Below are 18782 nucleotides of genomic sequence, written 5' to 3' on the forward strand. Positions count from 1 at the left end.
GACGTCGAAGGCACCTTCCCCGTACTTTCGGCCATGACGGCGCGCGCGTGGCGGCGCGCGGCTACAATGCGGACCCCATGCGCATCGGTTCCCATACGATCGACCCGCCCGTCGTGCTTGCGCCGATGGCCGGCGTCACCGACAAGCCGTTCCGCCAGCTGTGCAAGCGGCTCGGCGCGGGGCTGGCCGTGTCCGAGATGACGACCGCCGATCCGCGCCTGTGGACGACGCGCAAGTCGCTCAAGCGCATGGACCACGTCGGCGAGCCCGATCCGGTCAGCGTGCAGATCGCCGGCTACGACCCGGCGATGCTCGCCGGGGCCGCGCGCTACAACGTCGACCACGGCGCGCAGCTCATCGACATCAACATGGGCTGCCCGGCGAAGAAGGTCTGCAACGTCTGGTCGGGTTCGGCGCTGCTGCAGGACGAACCCCTCGTCGCGCGCATCGTCGCCGCGGTCGTGAACGCGGTCGACGTGCCGGTCACGCTGAAGATCCGCACCGGCTGGAACCGCGACAATCGCAACGGCGTGCGCATCGCGCGCATCGCCGAGGACGCCGGCATCGCCGCGCTCGCCGTGCACGGCCGCACGCGCGCGGACCTCTACGCGGGCGAAGCCGAGTACGAGACGATCGCGGCGATCAGGGCCGCGATCCGCATCCCGGTGTTCGCCAACGGCGACGTCGATTCGCCGGCGAAGGCGAAGCACGTACTCGACATGACGGGCGCCGACGCGGTCATGATCGGCCGCGCCGCGCAGGGGCGGCCGTGGATCTTCCGGGAGGTCGCCCACCACCTCGCGACCGGCGCGACGCTCGCGCCGCCGTCGCCAGCCGAAGTGCGCGACATCCTGCTCGGCCACCTCGACGACCTCTACGCGTTCTACGGCGAGCAGCAGGGCGTGCGCATCGCGCGCAAGCACCTCGGCTGGTACGCGAAGGACCGCCCGGAAAACGCCGCGTTCCGCGCGGTGGCGAACCGCGCCGAGAGCGCCGCCGAACAGCAGCGCCTCACGCGCGAGTACTTCGACGCACTCGCCGCGGATGCGGCGCACGAGTTCGCCGCGGCGGCCTAGGCCGGGCGGAGCAGGAGCTGGAGCAAAGCCTTCGACGCGAAGGAAAGACTCTCGGACATTTCATGTCCGGGCATCCGCAGGACTCGACGCCACCAAGGCGCGCGGCAAAGCACGCACGATCCGCACGCCCGCGCGCGACGGAGGCAACCACCGTTGCTGCTCTTTTTCGTGTCCTTCGTGTTTCAGGCTTTGGCCGTTGCTTCGGCTCAGATTCCACGCAGCCACGGCAGGGCGAGCCATGCGGCGAGGGCGAGCACGAGCGCGACGCGGGTGAGCTTGTAAAGGCGCGGCGTGGCGCGCTTGAAGCGCTTGCGCAGCACGCCGGCCTGGTGGGCGAGGCCGTACAGGCGGTTGATCGCGCCGACGCGCTCGCCGCCGACGTTCTGCGTCGCGGTGGCCTGCCCGAGCACGCGGCCGACGACGCGGTTGATGGCGCGCAGGATCGGCGTGCGCAGCGGCCGCTCGACGTCGCAGAACAGGATCACGCGCGTCTGGTCGGTGCGGTTCTCGGCCCAGTGCACGTAGGTCTCGTCGAACACGACGTCCTCGCCGTCGCGCCACGAGTATTCCTCGCCGTCGACGAAGATGCGGCACGCGTCCGAGTTCGGCGTGACGAGGCCAAGATGGTAGCGCAGCGAGCCGGCGAACGGATCGCGGTGCGGGTTGAGCTTCGCGCCCGGCGGCAGCAGCGCGAACATCGCCGCCTTCACCTCGGGGATCGTCGCGAGCAGCGCGACCGTGTTCGGGCACAGCGCGTGCGCGGACGGCAGCGGTTCGCCATACCACTTGAGGTAGAAGCGCTTCCAGCCTTCCTTGAAGAATGACGAGAAGCTCGCGTCGTTGTGCTTTTCGGCCGAGCGGATGTAGCCCTCGTCGAACAGGTGCAGCGCTTCTTCGCGGATGCCCTGCCAGCCATCGCGCAGCGCATCGAGGTGGGCGAACGCGGCGCGATCGAGGTAAGGCCGCGCGGGCGTCGCCGAGAACGCGTACATGAGCACGTTGTACGGCGCGAAGATGCCGGAGTGGTCGACGAGCTGGCGCTTGAACGAGAGGCGCTCGCGCCCGCGCCAGTGCACATAGAGCACGCTGGCGAGGTAGAGCACGGCGACGATGGCGAGGATGAGGCGGAAGGACACGACGCGGGGTTTCGGGAAGCAGGTCACTCAGGATACGCCGTGTGGCGGGCGGGGCCTATTGACCAAGGTCATGTGGGGGCGGGTCGCGCTTTGTCGAGGGCTTGGCCGAGGGCCGGGAAGCGTCGCGGCTTCCATCCACGGACTCGGCATACGACACCCGCTGCAGGCGCACCCCGTGCGCGACCGGCACACCGCGGTGCATTGCGACGCCGTGGTCGCCCAGTGGACACGTCCCACACGGGTGTCGCAGCGGCTCTACTTCTTCGCGTGTTCCCTCGCGAGCTTGTCTGCCTTCAGGCGCGCCAACGCGGCAAGCACGCGTTCCAGGTCGGGATGCGCGACCGCGATCGCGCTCGTGTCGCCTACGAGGTTGCGCGCGGCCTCGGCGTCGTCACCGGCGTCGACGAGCCGGCTCGCGTACTGGCCGGCGTCGCGCGGCGAAACGAACCCGCCGCTCTCCAGCAGCACGGTTCCGTCGCCATCGGTAAACTTGAAATGGAATCGGCCGTCGGCATCGCGATAGCTCTTGAGGTGCGGTGGGACGCTCGCAACCGATGACGCTCGATCGCGGAGAATCGCGCCTGTCGCGTTGCCGTGGAGCTCGTCCAGAGGCCGGATACCGACCGCGGTGCGCAGGCGGCGCAGCAGCGGCGTGCCGATCTCGCGCACGCGGCGCGCGCCGTCGAGCAGCAGCTTCTCGATGCGCTCGGGCTCGGCGACGAGCGCCTCGTAACGTTCGCGCATCGGTGCAAGTTCGGCGTCGATGCGCTCGAACAGTGCCTGCTTCGCCTCGCCCCAGGCGATGCCGTCGGCGAATGCGCGGCGCATCGCCGCGGTTTCTTCCGCGCTCGCGAACGCCTGGTAGATCGCAAAGATGTTCGAGCTGTCCGGGTCCTTCGGCTCGCCCGGCGCGCGCGAGTCGGTGACGATGCCGAGGATCGCCTTGCGCAGGTCCTTCGCCGGCAGCCACAACGGGATCGTGTTGTCGTAGCTCTTGGACATCTTGCGCCCGTCGGTGCCGGGCAGCGTCGCGACGTTCTCCTCGATGCGCGCCTCGGGCAAGGTGAAGTAGTCGCCACCGTAGAGGTGGTTGAAGCGCTGGCCGATATCGCGCGCCATCTCGATGTGCTGGATCTGGTCGCGGCCGACCGGCACTTCGTGCGCGTTGAAGATGAGGATGTCCGCGGCCATCAGCACCGGGTACATGTACAGGCCCGCGGTGATGCCGGCATCGGCATCCTCGCCGGCCGCACTGTTCTGGTCGACCGCGGCCTTGTACGCATGCGCGCGGTTGAGCAGGCCCTTGGCGGTGACGCAGGTGAGGAACCAGGTGAGCTCGGGGATTTCCGGGATGTCCGACTGCCGGTAGAAGTGCACGCTGTCCGGATCGAGCCCGCAGGCGAGCCAGCTCGCGGCGATCTCCAGCGTCGACTGCTGCACGCGCGCGGGATCGCCGGTCTTGATCAGCGCGTGGTAGTCGGCTAGGAAATAGAACGACTGCGCGTCGGCGCGCCGGCTCGCAGCGATGGCCGGGCGGATCGCGCCGACGTAGTTGCCGAGATGGGGCGTGCCGCTGGTCGTGATGCCGGTGAGGATCCGGCGCTTGTCGTGGCTCACACGGTTGCATGCGCAGTCGGGGGCCGACGAGTTTACGGGAACTCCCGCCCGTCGGGGCTCGATCGGTGCCGGGAAAGCGCAAGGCCTGAAACACGAAGCAGCACCCGCGGAAGGCAAAAGCCGCGGTTGTTGAAGCTTTTACTCCGCGCTCCGTCTTCCAGGCTTTTCCGGCTTTTGCCGACGCGGCTGCGTTCGCCGGGACGCGGCCACGGGTTCAACCCCGGGAGACGCCCCGGGGCGTTGGACCCATTGCTGCCCCACCACGGAGATGCGTCATGCGTACCCTGCTTTGCGCCGCCCTGCTCGCCGCCGGCCTCGCCTCGACCGCCCACGCGGGCAACCTGCTCGACCTCGCCGTCGTCGATCGCGACACCGGCCAGACCCTGCCGACGTATGCCGATCGCGGCAAGCTCTACGTCGCCGGCACGCCAGGGCATCGCTATTCGGTGCGACTGACCAACCGCACCGGCGGGCGCGTGCTCGCCGTGCTCAGCGTCGACGGCGTCAATGCGGTGAGCGGCCAGACCGCCGACACGAACCAGACCGGTTACGTGCTCGACGCGTGGGAGTCGACCGAGATCGCCGGCTGGCGCAAGAACCTCGATGAGATCGCCCAGTTCAATTTCACCGCGTTGCCGAACAGCTACGCCGCGCGCACCGGTCGGCCGAACAACGTCGGCGTGATCGGCGTCGCCGTGTTCATCGAGCGCCAGCCAGTCTGGCGCGAGCGCGAGCGGATCGCGAAGGAAGCCGCACGCGATGCGGCGCCGCCCGCCCCGCCGGCACCGGCCGCGGAGACGCAGCGCAGCGAACGTGCCGCCGGCGCAGCCGCGCCGAGCCCTTCGCTGGCGCAGGCCAAGCCCGAAGCCCGCGCCAAGGCCGACAGCCTCGCCTCCGGCGAACGGCTCGGCACCGGCCACGGCGCGCGCGAGTACGCCCACGTCGACGAAACCACGTTCGAGCGCGCGTCGCGCACGCCGGCCGAAACGCTCGCGGTCTGGTACGACAGCTACGCCAACCTCGTCGAGCAGGGCATCATCGCGCGCCCGGTCGCGCGCACCGAGCCGCAGCCGTTCCCGGGCGGGTTCGTGCCGGATCCGCCGCAGCGGCGTTGGTGATCCGAGTGCATCGGCGGCACGCGCCTGCGCGTGCCGCTCCCGGGGGCGCCAGCGGCGCTGCCAGCGGGAACCGGACGCAGCCGTATGGGCGTCCCGGCGGAGGCGAATTCGCGCTGATCCGCCTGCAGGCGTAGGCCTATGGACCGTACGCAATACAGCGCAAGCCTGTCATAAAGCGCGCTGCGCGCGTCCAAGGGGGGCGGCGCGACACTCTCCGAGGATGTTGCAATGAAGACGACCCAGATCGTGCCGGGCCTGCTCGCCCTGGCGATTGCCCAGGCACTGTTCGCGCCCGCGATCGCGCGCGCGGACGACGTCGCCGCAGCGGATGCCGCTGCCGACGCGCAGAACAACAATACGACCGAACTGCCGAAGATCAACGTGCGCGAGCGCGGCCTGCACGACGACACGTGGCCGAAGCTGCAGCACATCATGCGCGAGGTCGACGGCCCGCTCATCACGGTGACGAAGAAGACCTCGATCACCAAGCTCGACAGCATCCCGACCGTCGTCGACAACAACAACCGCGCGCTGTTCGCGCAGACGCCCGGCATCTTCTACTCCGAGCAGCAGTCGCCCGGCCAGATGAACCTCAGCTACCGCGGCATCGGCAATCCGCAGGAGTCGGAGTTCGTCACCGTGATGCTCGACGGCATCCCGCTGATGTCCGACTGGATCGGCTATCCGACGATCTACACCTTCCCGCTGCCGCAGACGCTGTCCGAAGTGCAGCTGATCCGCGGCGGCAGCTCGCTGCTGTACGGGCCGGAGCCGCCGCCGGTCGTGAACCTCGTCAGCCGCAAGCCGGTCGCCGACCGCGAACTCGCCGGCTACACCGAGAACGTCGCCGGCAGCAACGGCCTGTTCGCGACGTTCAACCAGCTGTCCGGCACTTCGGGCGCATGGGACTACCTCGTCGACGCGCACTACCGCACGAGCGACGGCGAGCGCGACAACGGTGACTCGAAGCTGCGCGGCGGCGACCTGCACCTCGGCTATCGCCCTGACGACGCGGCGTACTACACGTTCGACTTCCACGCCTACAGCCTCGACACCGGCGACCCGGGCAAGCTCTCCTATCCGCAGTTCGCCGCGGATGCGGAAACGGTGACGACGCCGCACAACGAACTGTGGACCGACCGCTACGTCGCGATCCTCGGCCATGACCGCAAGTTCGACGCCGACACCGAGCTCGTCGCCAAGCTCTGGTACGGCTACCAGGACAACGCGTCGCGTTCGCAGGACCGTCCGCCGCCGGACTCCCCCGTGCCGACGACGTCGACACTGCAGGATGACCAATTCCGCTTCGGTGGCCTCGACGCGCGCGTCGTACACCATTGGGGCCGCGGCAACGCCTTCACGATCGGTACGACCTACTACCATTCGGACGCGCCGTTCCGGCAGTGGACGATGCAGGGCCTGACGCCGGATCGCTACGATCGCGACGGCGTCCCGCGCCTGCGTCAGGAGCGTTCGACCGACTACGGTGCGGTGTTCGCGGAGAACGTGTTCCGCTTCGCCGGTGGATGGCATTTCGTACCGTCGGTGCGCCTCGAGCGCGAGAACGTCGACATCGACGAAACGGTCAAGCCGCCGAATCTGACGCGCGACCTCGTCGACCGCAGCGTCGATCACACGGTGCCGCTGTTCGGCCTCGGCTTCGGCAACGACTTCGGTCGCGGCAACGAGACCTACTTCAACGTCTCGCAAGGTTGGCGCCCGGTGCGCTACTTCGATATCGGCTCGCCGTTCGGCAATACCGCCGCGGGATCGATCAACGACCCCGATCCGACCCACGTGCTGTCGTGGGAAGCGGGCGTCCACGGCACGCCGGTCGACGGCCTGTTCTACGACGCGAGCCTGTTCTGGGTGAACGTCAAGGACCGCATCGAGAGCCAGCCGGCCGGCCCCGACGCGCCGCCGAACAACACGATCAACGTGAACACCGGCGACACGCGCCATCGCGGCTTCGAAGGCCAGATCGACTACGACTTCCTCGCCGCGCGCGATCCGAAGACGACACGGCACCTGTCCCTGTTCGCGAACCTGAGCCTGCTCAACGCCGAGTTCACCTCGACGCGCAATCCCGCCAACCTCGGCAACCGGCCCGCGTTCTCGCCGAAGTACCTCGCGCGCGTCGGCCTGTCGTGGCGCGAAGACAAGCACTACAAGCTCGCGCTGTCGGCGGTGTCGGTCGCCAGCCAGTACTTCCAGGACTCGAACCTGCCGGCCGGCACGGCCGGAGCGGCCAATTACATCCCGGCCAAGGTGCCTTCCTACACGGTGGCCGACTTCTCGGCCGATTGGTGGGTGCTGCCGCAGCTGCGCCTGCTCGGCGGCGTGTCGAACATCGCCGACCGCAAGTACTACTCGCGCGTGTTCTCGAACGGCCTCGAGCCCGGCATCGGCCGCACGTTCTACGCGGGCGCGTCGTACGAGTTCTGATCGCTCCGCTTCGTGGCGAACGGCTGCCATCCGGTCGGATGGCAGCCGTTTTTTTCGCGCCCGACCCCGTGGCTGCATAACCGCATGCCGATTCGTCATGCGCGCCTAACGCCTCGCTAACGAATTCGCTGCCAGACTGGTTCCCTCGAACTTCGACTGGGGAACCGCCATGCGACACTGGTCCGCTTCGCTGCTCGCCGCCGCGCTCGCGGCCGGCGCCTTCGGCCACGCGCGCGCCGACGCGAGCCTGCTCAACGTCTCCTATGACCCGACGCGCGAGCTCTACCGCGACGTCAATGCCGCTTTCGCCGCGGACTGGAAACAACGCACCGGCGAGACCGTCACGATCAAGCAATCGCACGGCGGCTCGGGCAAGCAGAGCCGCAGCGTCATCGACGGCCTCGAGGCGGACGTCGTCACGCTCGCGCTCGCCTGGGACATCGACGCGCTCGCCACGCATGGCAACCTCGTGCCGGCCGACTGGCAAAAGCGCCTGCCCGACAACAGCGCGCCGTACACCTCGACGATCGTGTTCCTCGTGCGCAAGGGCAATCCGAAAGGCATCAAGGACTGGGACGACCTCGTCAGGCCTGGTGTCGGCGTGATCACGCCGAACCCGAAGACGAGCGGCGGCGCGCGCTGGAACTACCTCGCCGCGTGGGGCTACGCGGCGAAGAAGTCCGGCGGCGACGCCGCGGCGAAGGACTTCGTCGCCAGGCTTTTCAGGAACGTGCCCGTACTCGACACCGGCGCGCGCGGCGCGACCACGACGTTCGTCGAACGCGGCCAGGGCGACGTGCTGCTCGCGTGGGAGAACGAAGCGCTGCTCGCGCTCGCCGAGGGCGGCGGCAAGGACCGCTTCGAAATCGTCGTGCCGAGCGTGAGCATCCTCGCCGAGCCGCCGGTCGCGGTGGTCGACAAGGTCGTCGACAAGCACGGCACGCGCAAGGTCGCCGAGGCGTACCTCCAGTTCCTCTACACGTCGGCCGGCCAGGAGATCGCCGCGAAGAACGGCTACCGCCCGCGCGATGCGTCGGTCGCGGCGAAGTTCGCCGCGAAGTTCCCGAACGTCCCGACGTTCACCGTGGACGAGGCGTTCGGCGGCTGGCAGAAGGCGCAGGCAGCGCACTTCGCCGACGGCGGCACGTTCGACCAGATCTATACGCCCGGCCGCTAGGCCGCGCGTCCCGGACAGGGGAGCATCGATGCGCGCGAAGCACCGCCACGCCCTGCCCGGCTTCGGCCTCACGCTCGGCGTCTGCCTCGCGTATCTCGGCCTCATCGTGCTGCTGCCGCTCGCCGCGCTCGCGTGGAAGTCGGCCTCGCTCGGCGCGGCCGAGTTCTGGGCGATCGTGACCGCGCCGCGTGCACTCGCGGCGTACCGCGTCACGTTCGGTTGCGCCGCACTCGCGGGCCTCGTCAACCTCGTGTTCGGGCCGCTGCTCGCCTGGGTGCTCGTGCGCTACCGCTTCCCCGGCCGCGCGTTCGTCGATGCACTGATCGACCTGCCGTTCGCGCTGCCGACCGCGGTCGCGGGCATCACGCTCACGGCGCTGTACGCGTCGAACGGGCCGCTCGGCCGCGTGCTCGAGGCGCACGGCTGGAAGATCGCCTACACGCCGGGCGGGATCACCGTCGCGCTCGTGTTCGTGAGCCTGCCGTTCCTCGTGCGCAGCGTGCAGCCGGTGCTCGAGCACCTCGAACCCGACGTCGAGGAAGCCGCGGCGACGCTCGGCGCGGGGCGGCTCACGACCCTGTGGCGCGTCGTGCTGCCGACCCTGTGGCCGGCAATCCTGTCCGGCTTCGCGCTCGCGTTCGCGCGCGCGCTCGGCGAGTACGGCTCGGTCATCTTCATCGCCGGCAACATGCCGATGGTGTCGGAGATCGCGCCGTTGCTGATCACCGCCAAGCTCGACCAGTACGACTACGCCGGCGCGACCGCTATCGCGCTGGTCCTGCTCGCGGGCTCGTTCGCGACCCTGCTCGCGCTGAACCTGCTGCAGCTGTTCACCGTGCGACGCCGTTCCGCGGGGGCCGCATGAGCGCGCGCCCGGCGTCGAACGCGCTGCGCGACCCGTGGTGGCTGCGCCTGCCGCTGCTCCTGCTCGCGCTCGCTTTCGTCGCGCTGTTCCTCGTGCTGCCGCTCGTCGCCGTGTTCGGCTACGCATTCGAAAAGGGCGTCGACTTCTACCTCGCGAGCCTCGCCGACGAGGACGCGCGCGCGGCGATCCGCCTGACCCTGCTCGTCGCCGCGATCGCGGTACCGGCGAACACGCTGTTCGGCATCGCCGCGGCGTGGCTGATCACGCGCTTCTCGTTCCCGGGTCGCGGCCTGCTGCTCAGCCTCATCGACCTGCCGTTCGCGGTGTCGCCGGTCATCGCCGGCCTCATCTACGTGCTGCTGTTCGGCGCGCAGGGGCTGTTCGCGCCGTGGCTCGCGGCGCACGACGTCAAGATCATCTTCGCCGTGCCGGGCATCGTGCTCGCGACGATCTTCGTCACCTTCCCGTTCGTCGCGCGCGAGCTGATCCCGCTGATGCAGGCGCAGGGCAGCGAGCAGGAGCAGGCTGCGATCACGCTCGGCGCGGGCGGCTTCGCGATGTTCTGGCGCGTCGTGCTGCCGAAGATCGGCTGGGGCCTCGCCTACGGCGTGATCCTGTGCAACGCGCGCGCGATCGGCGAGTTCGGCGCCGTGTCGGTCGTCTCCGGCCACATCCGCGGCCTCACCAACACGATGCCACTGCATGTCGAGATCCTCTACAACGAATACCAGCGCACGGCCGCGTTCGCCGTCGCGTCGCTGCTCGCCCTGCTCGCGCTGGCGACGCTGGCATTGAAGCAACTCGTCGGCTGGCGCATGCGCCGCGCGACGCAGGCCGAGAACCCCCCATGAGCATCGAACTGTCCGCCATCGAGTACCGCTACCGCGACGCGACCGCGCTCGCCGGCATCGACCTCACGATCGAGTCGGGCGAGCTGCTCGCGCTGCTCGGTCCCTCCGGCTGCGGCAAGACCACACTGCTGCGCACGATCGCGGGACTCGAGTTCCCCGATCGCGGCCGCGTGCGCTTCGAGGGCCGGGACGTGACCGCGCTGGGCGCGCGCAAGCGCCACGTCGGTTTCGTGTTCCAGCACTACGCGCTGTTCAACCACCTCACCGTGTTCGAAAACGTCGCCTTCGGCCTTCGCGTGCGTGGCTGGTTCCGCCGGCCGCGCCGCGCCGAACTCGAACGCAAGGTCGGCGAACTGCTCGAACTCGTGCAGCTTCGCGAGTTCGCGCGCCGCTACCCGGCGCAACTCTCCGGGGGCCAGCGCCAACGCGTCGCGCTCGCGCGCGCGCTCGCGGTCGAACCGCATATCCTCCTCCTCGACGAACCGTTCGGCGCGCTCGATGCGCGCGTGCGCGCCGACTTGCGCCGCTGGTTGCGCGACCTGCACGACCGCATCCACGTGACGAGCGTGTTCGTCACGCACGACCAGGAAGAAGCGTTCGAGCTCGCCGACCGCATCGCGGTCATGAACAAGGGTCGCATCGAACAGATCGGTAGTTCGGAAACGCTCTACACGCGCCCTGCGAGCCCGTTCGTATGCCGCTTCCTCGGCGAGGTCAACGAACTGGCGGCGGCGATCCATGCACGCTGGACCGGCATCGACGACGAGCGCGTGGTCGCGTTCGTGCGTCCGCACGACCTCGACTTCGTGCCGGCCGAACGCGGCGAAGGCGCGCGCATCGAGAGCGTGCGCGACCTCGGCGCGACCGTGCGGATCGAGGCGCTCGATCCGCGTCTCGCGCGCCCGCTGGTCGCGCTCCACGATCGCGCGCGCTACGAAGCCGCGCCGCTCGAGCGCGGCCGCCTCGTCGTGCCTTCGGCGCGACGGCAGGTCCTGTTCCGCGGCGATGAGCCGCTCGCCGACACGGGCGCGCGTGTCGGCCATGTGCTGCGCGATCTCCTGCTCACGCAGCGCTGATCCGCCTCACGTCGCGTCGTCGCAGCCGTCGGCGAAGATCCGGGGGGCTGCGTGCCGCGCGATCCCGCGGGTTCAGCGCACGCGCGCGCGGCAGGTCTAGAATGACGACCGGGTGCCGAATGGAGGAACGGTCATGCGCCGAATGCTCGCCCTCATCCTCGCCATGGCGTGCGTGCACGCGGCCGCCGCGCCACGCGAACTCATGCTGCAACCGGCACACATCGATGCGCTGGCCGCATTGCTCGTCGGCGACAGCCTCGCCATCGACGATTTTCCGGACGGCTACGGCGGGCGCACGAGCCTTCGCTTCACGCGCATCGACGTCTATGCCGCAGGCGCACGGCTCGTCGTGCAGGGGCCTGACGGCGAACACGCGATGCCGCGCAGCCCGCGCATCGAAGCCATCGGTCGCGACGCCGGCGACCAGGTGCGCGCGCACCTCGCGTTCGACCCCGGCTTCCGCAATGTCACGGGCAGCGGCTCGGGGCCGTCCGGCGCGTTCGCGATATCGGCACGCTCCGACGCGAAGGGTACGCGCCTCGTCGTGCAGCCCGCCGATGAAGCGCTGCCGAAGGGCGTCGTGCCGCAGGTGCTGCCCGACGACGGCAGCGTCATGGGCCTCGGCACGCCGCCCGATCCGCTGCCGCTTTCGTCCGGCAACGGCATCGCGGGCACGCTACCGCGCGGCGCGCTGATCGCCGTCGACGTCGATCGCGAGCTGCTCGTCAATCGCTTCGGCGGCACCGGCGCGTCGAACGTCGCCGCGGCGACGAACTGGATCGCCGACCTGTTCGCGGTCATGAACGTCATGTACGTGCGCGACCTCAATGTGATGCTGCTGCAGGGCACGACGATCTTCCGCACCGGCGCGACGCCGTACGCGATCGCCCCGGATGCCGCCGCGAACAGCACCGATCTCAACAATTTCGGCAACTACTGGCAGGCCAACCATGCCGCGGTCGATCGCGACTTCACGATGCTGCTGTCCGGACGGATGACGGGCGGCTTCTCCGCCTCCGGCATCGCCTGGATCAATTCGTATTGCAACAAGAACGGCAACGGCGGCAGCTACAGCGTCAACAAGGTGTTCACGAGTTCACAGGTGCCGGTCGATCTTTCCGCACGCATCGTCGGCCACGAACTCGGCCACAACTTCGGCGCCGCACACACGCACTGCACGAGCGCGGCGAACGGGGCGAACTGGCCGGTTTCGTCGAACACGATCGATGTCTGCTACAAGGGCGAGGCGGCTTCGGGTTGCTACGGCGGGCCGGTGAGCTGCCCGGCCACGGGCAGCGGCCATGGAACGTTGATGAGTTACTGCAACACGAGCGCCCCGAACGGCGCGGCGTGCGGCCAGAATGACCTCGTGTTCCACCCGGCGCAGATCAGCACGCTGCTCGGCTACATCGCCAGCCACACGCCGGCGTGCCTCAGCGCGACCGCGGACCCGATCTTCAGGAACGGCTTCGACTGAAGCCTGTACGCGTCGCATGCAGGGGTCGCGGCGGCTCAGCGCGGCGCGGGCGCGTCGCCACGCAGGTGCTCGGCGGTGCGCACGAGCGCCGACACGTCGGTGCGCGTGGCGCGCTCCCCGGTGAATTCGCCGAGCAGCGCCGGCAAGGTGGCGACTGCGCGCGCGATCGTGTCGATGACGGCCGGCTCCGGCAGCACGCTGCCTTCGACGACCGCGAGCAGCAGGCGCTCGATCGCCGCGCAGAAGTCGCCGATCACCGGCGCGCCGACGAGGCGCGAGCTGCCCTTGAGCGTGTGGAAGGAGCGGCGCAGGGGCACGGCGCGATCGAGGTCGGCCGGCACGCTGCGCCAGTACGGCAGCGCGCGGCGCAGGTGGCCTATCTCGCCGCGCGCTTCGGTGACGAAGACGTCGCGCAGTTCATCGTCGACCTCCTCGACCGGAGCCGCGCGCGCGCTCCTGCGCGACAGGCGACGCGGTGCCGGCGCGGCGCGCACGGGCGCCTCCGTGGCGGACGGCGCCGGCGACCGACCACGCAGGACCACGACGATGCCGGCAGCCGCCAGCACGAACAGGACCAACCCTATCGCGAACGCGGCACTCATGCGGCTCCGACGCCGACTCCCCGATCGATGCCCTCGTTCATACCGCGCGCGCGCTCCGCTGTCCATGCCCGGACGCCACGCCGAGCCCATGCGTGACGACGGCCCGGCGGCGCGTGGGTGGCGTCGCCAGGCGGCTCAGTCGCGCATCAGCGTCGATTTGCCGAACAGGCTCTCGACGAGGTCGACCGCGAGCATCGCGGTCTGGTTGCGCACGTCGAGCGCGGGATTGAGTTCCATGATGTCGAGCGAACCGAGCCGTCCGCTGTCGGCGATCATTTCCATGCACAACTGCGCTTCGCGGTAGTTCGGGCCGCCGGGAATCGTCGTGCCGACGCCGGGCGCGATGCCGGGGTCGAGGAAATCGACGTCGAAGCTGACGTGCAGGTGGTCGCGGGGCCCGAGGTTGAGCAGCGCCTCCTCCATCACGCGCTTCATGCCGACTTCGTCGATGTAGCGCATGTCGTAGATGTCGAGGCCGACGTCGCGCACGAGCTTCTTTTCGCCGGCATCGACCGAGCGGATGCCGATCTGGCGGATCTGCTCGGGCGACAGCGCGGGCGCGCCACCGCCGAGCCCGGTCAGTTCCTGCGGGCCGAAACCGCACAGGCAGGCGACCGGCATGCCGTGGATGTTGCCCGACGGCGTGATGGCGCTGGTGTTGAAATCGGCGTGCGCATCGAGCCAGAGCACGGTCAGGTGCTTGCCCTGCTCGCGGCAGTGGCGCGCGACCGCGGTGATCGAGCCGATCGCGAGGCAGTGGTCGCCGCCGAGCAGGATCGGCAGGCGCTCCTGCGCGAGCTCCGCCGCGACCGCCTGCATCACCGCGCGGTTCCACGCGACCACCTCGCCGAGGTGGCGATAGCCGTCGGTCGGCGGCAGCCACGGGTTGAACGGGCCGGCCACGTTGCCGCGGTCGACCACGTCGAGGCCACGCGCGGCGAGCGCGGCGGCGAGTCCGGCGACGCGCAGCGCCTCCGGGCCCATGGACGCGCCGCGATGGCCGGCGCCGATGTCGGTCGGGGCGCCGATGAGGGAAATCGGGGGAAAGGTATGCATGGGGTCCCTGCTTGCATTCGGCGCGCGCCGTGGCGCGCCCGGTCGGAGTTCACCGCGGGATTCTCGGCGAAAACCGCGGTCGCGTCACGGCCGCTGCGGCGCCGGGGATGATTCCTCCGCGGCGGCCGCCGCGAGTTCGTCGATGACCGCGCGCACCGCGGCCTCGAAATGCCCCATGCGCTCGGCGCCCGCGAGCCGCGGCGCCGCGAGCTCGTCACCGACGAGGCGATCGGCCGCGCATGCGCACTCGCCGAGTCGCAGGTAGCCGTACGCGGCCGCGGAACCGCACAACCGGTGCACCTGCATCGACAACTCGCGTGCCCGCTCGGCATCGTCGGGCATCGCGACGAAGGCGAGCCACGCATCCGCGAGCGCGGCCCGCTTGGCCGCGAACGACTGCGCGTAGCGCCGACGCAGCAGTTCGAAGCGGTGATCCGTATCGTTCATCGGCACCTGCGGCAGCCGTCGGACGGGACTATAGTGCTCCCGTTCGGCGCCGCCGGCTCGTGCCGGCCTCGCGTGACGATCTTTCACGCGCCGGCGACATGCACCCGACAGGTCGGCATGCGACCCTGCGCATGCGAACCATCCAGGAGAGTTGCCATGAGCGATCTGACCCGACAGGTGCTGAGCCACCTCGATCCCGCGAGCATCGAGGCGATCGCGAGCCGCCTCGGCATCGACCCGGCGCAGGCCGAAGCCGCCATCCAGCAAGCCGTGCCCGTGGTCGTCGGCGGGCTCGCGCGCAACGCGCAGACCGACGCCGGCGCGGACGCGCTGCACCGCGCCGCGCAGGACCATGCCGGCGGCGACATCGGCTCGATCCTCGGCAGCGTGCTCGGCGGTGGCGGCGACGGCGGCGCGATCCTCGGCCACATCTTCGGCAGGCGCCAGGACCAGGCCGCGCAGAACATCGGCCAGGCCAGCGGTATCGGCAGCGCGAACGCCGGTGCCCTGCTGTCGATGCTCGCACCGATCGTGATGGCCGCGCTCGGCAACATGACGCAGCGACAGGGCGACGGCAGCGGCGGCCTCGGCGACCTGCTCGGTCGCGAATTGCAGACGATCGGCCAGGGCCAGCACGGCGGCCTGCTCGGCTCGATCCTCGACCAGGACGGCGACGGCCAGCTCGGCTTGTCGGACCTGCTCAAGGTCGGATCGCAGATGCTCGGCGGCGCGGCGCGCGGACGCGCCTGACGGCACATCCCGATGTCCGTTCGCCGGGCACGGCCCGCACCACGGACGGAGTCCGAGCGCCGCCCCCAAGGAGACGGCCCTTCGACTCCGGCCTGCGGCCTGCGATGAATGCTTGGTTCCCGCACCCCTCGCCGCCGAGCGAACGTGACATGGCGACGACGCGACCGAGGCGAACGCTATCCGGCGCCTTTCAGCGATTCCAAGTCCATTTCATGCCCAGCATGACCGTGCGCCCCGGTGCCGGCTCGAAGTAGCGCCCATTCGCGTCGTTGACGATCACCGAACCGGCGTAGCGGCGGTCGAACAGGTTGTCGACGCGCGCGAACGCATCGAGCCGGCCGGCGTCGAGTTCGAATGCATAGCCGAGGTCGGCCGCGGCGACGACGTAGCCGGGCGCGCGATCGGTGCCGAGGTCGTTGACGACGACCGCGCCGACGGCATCGGCCGCGGTGCCGGCGTGCCAGCCGCGATCGCCACCCCAGCGCAGCCCCGCGTGCACCATGCTGCGCGGGACGCCGGGAATGCGCGCACCCGCCCCGACCGGCGTATCCGGCGTCGTGCATGGCGTGCCCGCGCAGGTCAGGAACGCGGAGCGGAACGTCGCGTCGAGCCGTGTCCATGCAAGCTGCAGCGTCCAGGCATCACCGACGCGCCAGGCGAGCGCCGCTTCGGCGCCGTCGCGGCGCGCCTTGCCGATGTTCTGGTAGGTCGTCCGTCCGCCCGCGCTGGTCGCGACGGCGAGTTCGTCGCGCGTGTCGGCGCGGAACAGCGCCACGCTCGCATCGAGCGACGTCGACGGTCGCAGCTTGATGCCGACTTCCGCGTTGCGGCTGCGCGCCGGATCGAGGTCGAACGCGAGGCCGGCCGCGCCGTCGGCGCGATAGCCGAGTTCATTGAAGGTCGGTGTTTCGAAGCCGCGCCCGTACGAGGCGTACACGTTGACGCCGCGCGCCGCGCGCCACAGCAGCCCGGCGACCGGCGTCGTCGCGCCGTAATCGACGCGGCCGCTGTCGTCGGGATTGCCGGTCGTCACGTAATGGTCGCGCGCGTGGAAGGCGACGTCGCTGTGGCGCAGGCCGGCAACGAGGCTCCAGCGGTCGGCGAAACGCCAGGTCGCCTGCGCGTACTGGTCGAAGTCGCGCACGGTGTCGTCTTCGTCGCGGCGCAGCGCGCCGCGCACGCCGAGCACGTCGCCGACAAAATTCGCGTAGCCGCGCCGGTGCTGCGCCTGGCGATCCCAGCTGAGGCCGGCGGCGAGTTCGAACGCGCGGCCGGCGAGTTCTCCCTTCCAGGTCAAGCGTGCGTCGCTGCCGCCGTAGCGCGAGTCGAGGTCGACCACGCCGCCCGAATGCTTCGGATTGGCCTGCGTCGCGACCGGGATCGCGAGGTACTGCTCGACCGCGCGTGTCCCGTAGTAGCCGAGCACGCGCAACGCGTGGCCGCCACCGAGGTCCTGGTCCCAGATCGCGCCGCCCTGGTCCTGGTGCACGCTCTTGCGCGTGTCGAACTGCGTGGCGACGCTCGCGACGCCGCGCGGGTCGGCGTCGAACTGCGCATGGGTGAGGCCGAGCGGATCGTCCGCGCCGGGCAACGCGAGCGTGTTCGCGAGCAGGGTGAGCTTGCCGCCTTCGCCGATCGTCCATGCGAGCTTCGCGTTGCCCGATTCGCGCTTCGCCGCGCTGTGGTCGCGCCAACCGTCGGTCTGGAAATGCGTGAGGTCGAGGTTGTAGTCGAGGTCGCCGGCGACGCCGCGCGCGTTGACGCTCGCGCGCGCATTGCCGTAGCTGCCGCCGACGAGCGCGAGCGAGATTTCCGGCGGCACGCTGCCGTCGGCGCCGAACAGCTGGATCACGCCGCCCGAGGAATTGCCGTAGAGCGCCGAAAACGGGCCACGCAGCACTTCGATGCGCGCGGCGGAATCGAGGCTGAAATGGGACACCTGGCCCTGCCCGTCCGGCATCGTCGCGGGGATGCCGTCGGTATACAGGCGCACGCCGCGCACGCCGAAGGTCGCGCGCGCGCCGAAGCCGCGGATCGAGATCTGCTCGTCCTGCGCATAGTTCTGCCGGTCGCGCGCCAGCAGGCCCGGGATGCCGGCGAGATAGTCCGACGGATTGACGCCGAAGACGTCGACGACGTCGTCGAAGGCGACGGCATCGATCGACGCCGGCACGTCGTCCGCCTCCTGCGGGGTGCGCGTCGCCGTTACGACCACGGCCGGCAGGTCGGCCGCGGCAGGCGATGCGGTGGATGGCAGGACGCAGGCGATGGCGGGCAGGTACCGCCATGGAATCGAACGCATGTCGCAGGCTGGCCGTTCGGGAAGCCCGCCATCCTAAGGCATGCCGCAGCGGCCGCGCGAATGCGGCGCTAGAAGACGCCGAGCAGCAGCAGGATCACCACGATCACGATCAGCACACCCGCACCGCCGGCCGGGTAATAGCCCCAGCTGCGGCTGTACGGCCACGCCGGCGGCCCGCCACGAGCGTGAGGACGAGGATCACCAGCAGCGGGTACCGATACTCATGCCTCGTCTCCCGACAGGATCATCCAGCTCGACAGCCGCTCGTGGCGCACGACGCCGAGGTCCGCCTCGATGTCGGCGATGTTCGCGCCGAGGCCGTAGGTGCCGACGAGGTGGTCGGCCTCGACGTTGGGGCAGCGGTCGGCCGCGTCGAAGTACACTTCCGCCGCGGCATCGGTCCACACCACGATGTCGCTGCGCTTGAGCGCGTGGTGCAGGTTGAGGGCGATGATGCCGAGATCGCCGGTGAGTGAGCCGGCGAGCTTCGCGCGCTGCGCACGCCGCTCGGCGAACGTACTGGGTGGTGCGATGGAAGCCATGTCGATCCCCTCTCTGTGTCTTTTCGCCCGGCAAGGGCCGTTGGTGCTGTCGTGTCCCGTGGAAACGAATGGAGCCCGGCGACCGTAGCGACGCGTCGCCAAACCCTTCGTTAACGCGCGCGGCGACGGTGCCGGTTCCGTTCATCCTGCGTTGCTGAACGAAACACGAGGTTCTGCGCTGGACGCGCAGGCCGTTTCATGCGAGATAGCCGGTTGCGCCCTTCTTTTCCGCGGGGGAGGTATCG

The 18782-nt window shown here is 69.9% G+C and carries 16 protein-coding genes and 1 pseudogene; 9 read left to right on the forward strand and 8 right to left on the reverse strand.

Going from position 1 to position 18782, the window contains the following annotated elements; translation table 11 throughout:
* Nucleotides 1-77 precede the first annotated feature (77 nt).
* Nucleotides 78-1076, forward strand: a complete 999-nt coding sequence (gene dusB / locus EV148_RS03070) for a tRNA dihydrouridine synthase DusB (RefSeq protein WP_131993266.1) — start codon at nt 78-80, stop codon at nt 1074-1076.
* A 206-nt stretch (nt 1077-1282) separates the two neighbouring features.
* Here the strand turns inward: dusB and EV148_RS03075 are convergent, their stop codons facing one another.
* On the reverse strand, nt 1283-2212 hold the full coding sequence (locus EV148_RS03075; RefSeq protein ID WP_131993269.1) for an aspartyl/asparaginyl beta-hydroxylase domain-containing protein: 930 nt from the start codon (nt 2210-2212) through the stop codon (nt 1283-1285).
* Between the two features lie 255 nt (nt 2213-2467).
* On the reverse strand, nt 2468-3829 hold the full coding sequence (locus EV148_RS03080; RefSeq protein WP_131993272.1) for a tryptophan--tRNA ligase: 1362 nt from the start codon (nt 3827-3829) through the stop codon (nt 2468-2470).
* Between the two features lie 275 nt (nt 3830-4104).
* Between EV148_RS03080 and EV148_RS03085 the strand changes: the two genes are divergently transcribed.
* From EV148_RS03085 to EV148_RS03115, 7 genes are all read left to right on the forward strand, one after another.
* Entirely contained in the window at nt 4105-4947 is an 843-nt protein-coding gene (locus tag EV148_RS03085; protein WP_131993275.1) for a hypothetical protein, read from the forward strand.
* Nucleotides 4948-5175: 228 nt separating this feature from the next.
* The gene (locus tag EV148_RS03090; protein WP_131993278.1) at nt 5176-7392 is read left to right on the forward strand and encodes a TonB-dependent receptor family protein; all 2217 of its coding nucleotides are present in this window, start codon (nt 5176-5178) and stop codon (nt 7390-7392) included.
* A gap of 169 nt (nt 7393-7561) precedes the next feature.
* Nucleotides 7562-8569, forward strand: coding sequence for a sulfate ABC transporter substrate-binding protein (locus tag EV148_RS03095; RefSeq protein WP_131993281.1), 1008 nt, complete (start codon nt 7562-7564; stop codon nt 8567-8569).
* A gap of 28 nt (nt 8570-8597) precedes the next feature.
* Entirely contained in the window at nt 8598-9434 is an 837-nt protein-coding gene (cysT, locus tag EV148_RS03100) for a sulfate ABC transporter permease subunit CysT (protein ID WP_131993284.1), read from the forward strand.
* The gene (cysW, locus tag EV148_RS03105; RefSeq protein ID WP_131993287.1) at nt 9431-10285 is read left to right on the forward strand and encodes a sulfate ABC transporter permease subunit CysW; all 855 of its coding nucleotides are present in this window, start codon (nt 9431-9433) and stop codon (nt 10283-10285) included. Before cysT ends, cysW begins: the two co-directional genes overlap by 4 nt.
* Nucleotides 10282-11361 carry a sulfate/molybdate ABC transporter ATP-binding protein gene (locus EV148_RS03110; protein WP_131993290.1) on the forward strand — a complete coding sequence of 360 codons (1080 nt, stop codon included), beginning with the start codon at nt 10282-10284 and terminating at the stop codon, nt 11359-11361. Before cysW ends, EV148_RS03110 begins: the two co-directional genes overlap by 4 nt.
* A gap of 133 nt (nt 11362-11494) precedes the next feature.
* On the forward strand, nt 11495-12838 hold the full coding sequence (locus EV148_RS03115; protein WP_131993293.1) for a M12 family metallo-peptidase: 1344 nt from the start codon (nt 11495-11497) through the stop codon (nt 12836-12838).
* A 35-nt stretch (nt 12839-12873) separates the two neighbouring features.
* Here EV148_RS03115 and EV148_RS03120 read toward each other — a convergent pair whose 3' ends face one another.
* From EV148_RS03120 to EV148_RS03130, 3 genes are all read right to left on the reverse strand, one after another.
* Nucleotides 12874-13440 carry an Hpt domain-containing protein gene (locus EV148_RS03120; RefSeq protein ID WP_158287288.1) on the reverse strand — a complete coding sequence of 189 codons (567 nt, stop codon included), beginning with the start codon at nt 13438-13440 and terminating at the stop codon, nt 12874-12876.
* 135 nt (nt 13441-13575) lie between these two features.
* The gene (gene rocF, locus EV148_RS03125; protein ID WP_131993299.1) at nt 13576-14496 is read right to left on the reverse strand and encodes an arginase; all 921 of its coding nucleotides are present in this window, start codon (nt 14494-14496) and stop codon (nt 13576-13578) included.
* 84 nt (nt 14497-14580) lie between these two features.
* Entirely contained in the window at nt 14581-14943 is a 363-nt protein-coding gene (locus EV148_RS03130; RefSeq protein ID WP_131993302.1) for a hypothetical protein, read from the reverse strand.
* 156 nt (nt 14944-15099) lie between these two features.
* On the opposite strand from EV148_RS03130, the gene EV148_RS03135 reads away from it, so the two are divergent.
* Nucleotides 15100-15693, forward strand: coding sequence for a DUF937 domain-containing protein (locus EV148_RS03135; RefSeq protein ID WP_131993305.1), 594 nt, complete (start codon nt 15100-15102; stop codon nt 15691-15693).
* Between the two features lie 190 nt (nt 15694-15883).
* Here the strand turns inward: EV148_RS03135 and EV148_RS03140 are convergent, their stop codons facing one another.
* The 3 genes and pseudogenes from EV148_RS03140 to EV148_RS03150 form a co-directional block, all read right to left on the reverse strand.
* A complete protein-coding gene (locus tag EV148_RS03140; RefSeq protein WP_131993309.1) occupies nt 15884-17995 on the reverse strand; it encodes a TonB-dependent receptor family protein in 2112 nt (703 codons plus the stop codon).
* Between the two features lie 68 nt (nt 17996-18063).
* Nucleotides 18064-18126 (reverse strand): annotated as a pseudogene (locus EV148_RS19125) (hypothetical protein); the annotation flags it as partial.
* 90 nt (nt 18127-18216) lie between these two features.
* A complete protein-coding gene (locus EV148_RS03150) occupies nt 18217-18537 on the reverse strand; it encodes a hypothetical protein (protein ID WP_131993312.1) in 321 nt (106 codons plus the stop codon).
* Between the last annotated feature and the right edge of the window lie 245 nt (nt 18538-18782).

Origin of the sequence: Dokdonella fugitiva (genome assembly GCF_004342425.1) — a bacterium.
Classification (GTDB): Bacteria; Pseudomonadota; Gammaproteobacteria; order Xanthomonadales; family Rhodanobacteraceae; genus Dokdonella_A; species Dokdonella_A fugitiva.

Bases quoted from the DNA above. Each gene is read 5' to 3' on its own strand.
- dusB (WP_131993266.1), top strand. From the start codon at position 78: ATGCGCATCGGTTCCCATACGATCGACCCGCCCGTCGTGCTTGCGCCG.
- EV148_RS03085 (WP_131993275.1), top strand. From the start codon at position 4,105: ATGCGTACCCTGCTTTGCGCCGCCCTGCTCGCCGCCGGCCTCGCCTCG.
- EV148_RS03090 (WP_131993278.1), top strand. From the start codon at position 5,176: ATGAAGACGACCCAGATCGTGCCGGGCCTGCTCGCCCTGGCGATTGCC.
- EV148_RS03095 (WP_131993281.1), top strand. From the start codon at position 7,562: ATGCGACACTGGTCCGCTTCGCTGCTCGCCGCCGCGCTCGCGGCCGGC.
- cysT (WP_131993284.1), top strand. From the start codon at position 8,598: ATGCGCGCGAAGCACCGCCACGCCCTGCCCGGCTTCGGCCTCACGCTC.
- cysW (WP_131993287.1), top strand. From the start codon at position 9,431: ATGAGCGCGCGCCCGGCGTCGAACGCGCTGCGCGACCCGTGGTGGCTG.
- EV148_RS03110 (WP_131993290.1), top strand. From the start codon at position 10,282: ATGAGCATCGAACTGTCCGCCATCGAGTACCGCTACCGCGACGCGACC.
- EV148_RS03115 (WP_131993293.1), top strand. From the start codon at position 11,495: ATGCGCCGAATGCTCGCCCTCATCCTCGCCATGGCGTGCGTGCACGCG.
- EV148_RS03120 (WP_158287288.1), bottom strand. From the start codon at position 13,440: ATGAGTGCCGCGTTCGCGATAGGGTTGGTCCTGTTCGTGCTGGCGGCT.
- rocF (WP_131993299.1), bottom strand. From the start codon at position 14,496: ATGCATACCTTTCCCCCGATTTCCCTCATCGGCGCCCCGACCGACATC.
- EV148_RS03130 (WP_131993302.1), bottom strand. From the start codon at position 14,943: ATGAACGATACGGATCACCGCTTCGAACTGCTGCGTCGGCGCTACGCG.
- EV148_RS03135 (WP_131993305.1), top strand. From the start codon at position 15,100: ATGAGCGATCTGACCCGACAGGTGCTGAGCCACCTCGATCCCGCGAGC.
- EV148_RS03140 (WP_131993309.1), bottom strand. From the start codon at position 17,995: ATGCGTTCGATTCCATGGCGGTACCTGCCCGCCATCGCCTGCGTCCTG.
- EV148_RS03150 (WP_131993312.1), bottom strand. From the start codon at position 18,537: ATGGCTTCCATCGCACCACCCAGTACGTTCGCCGAGCGGCGTGCGCAG.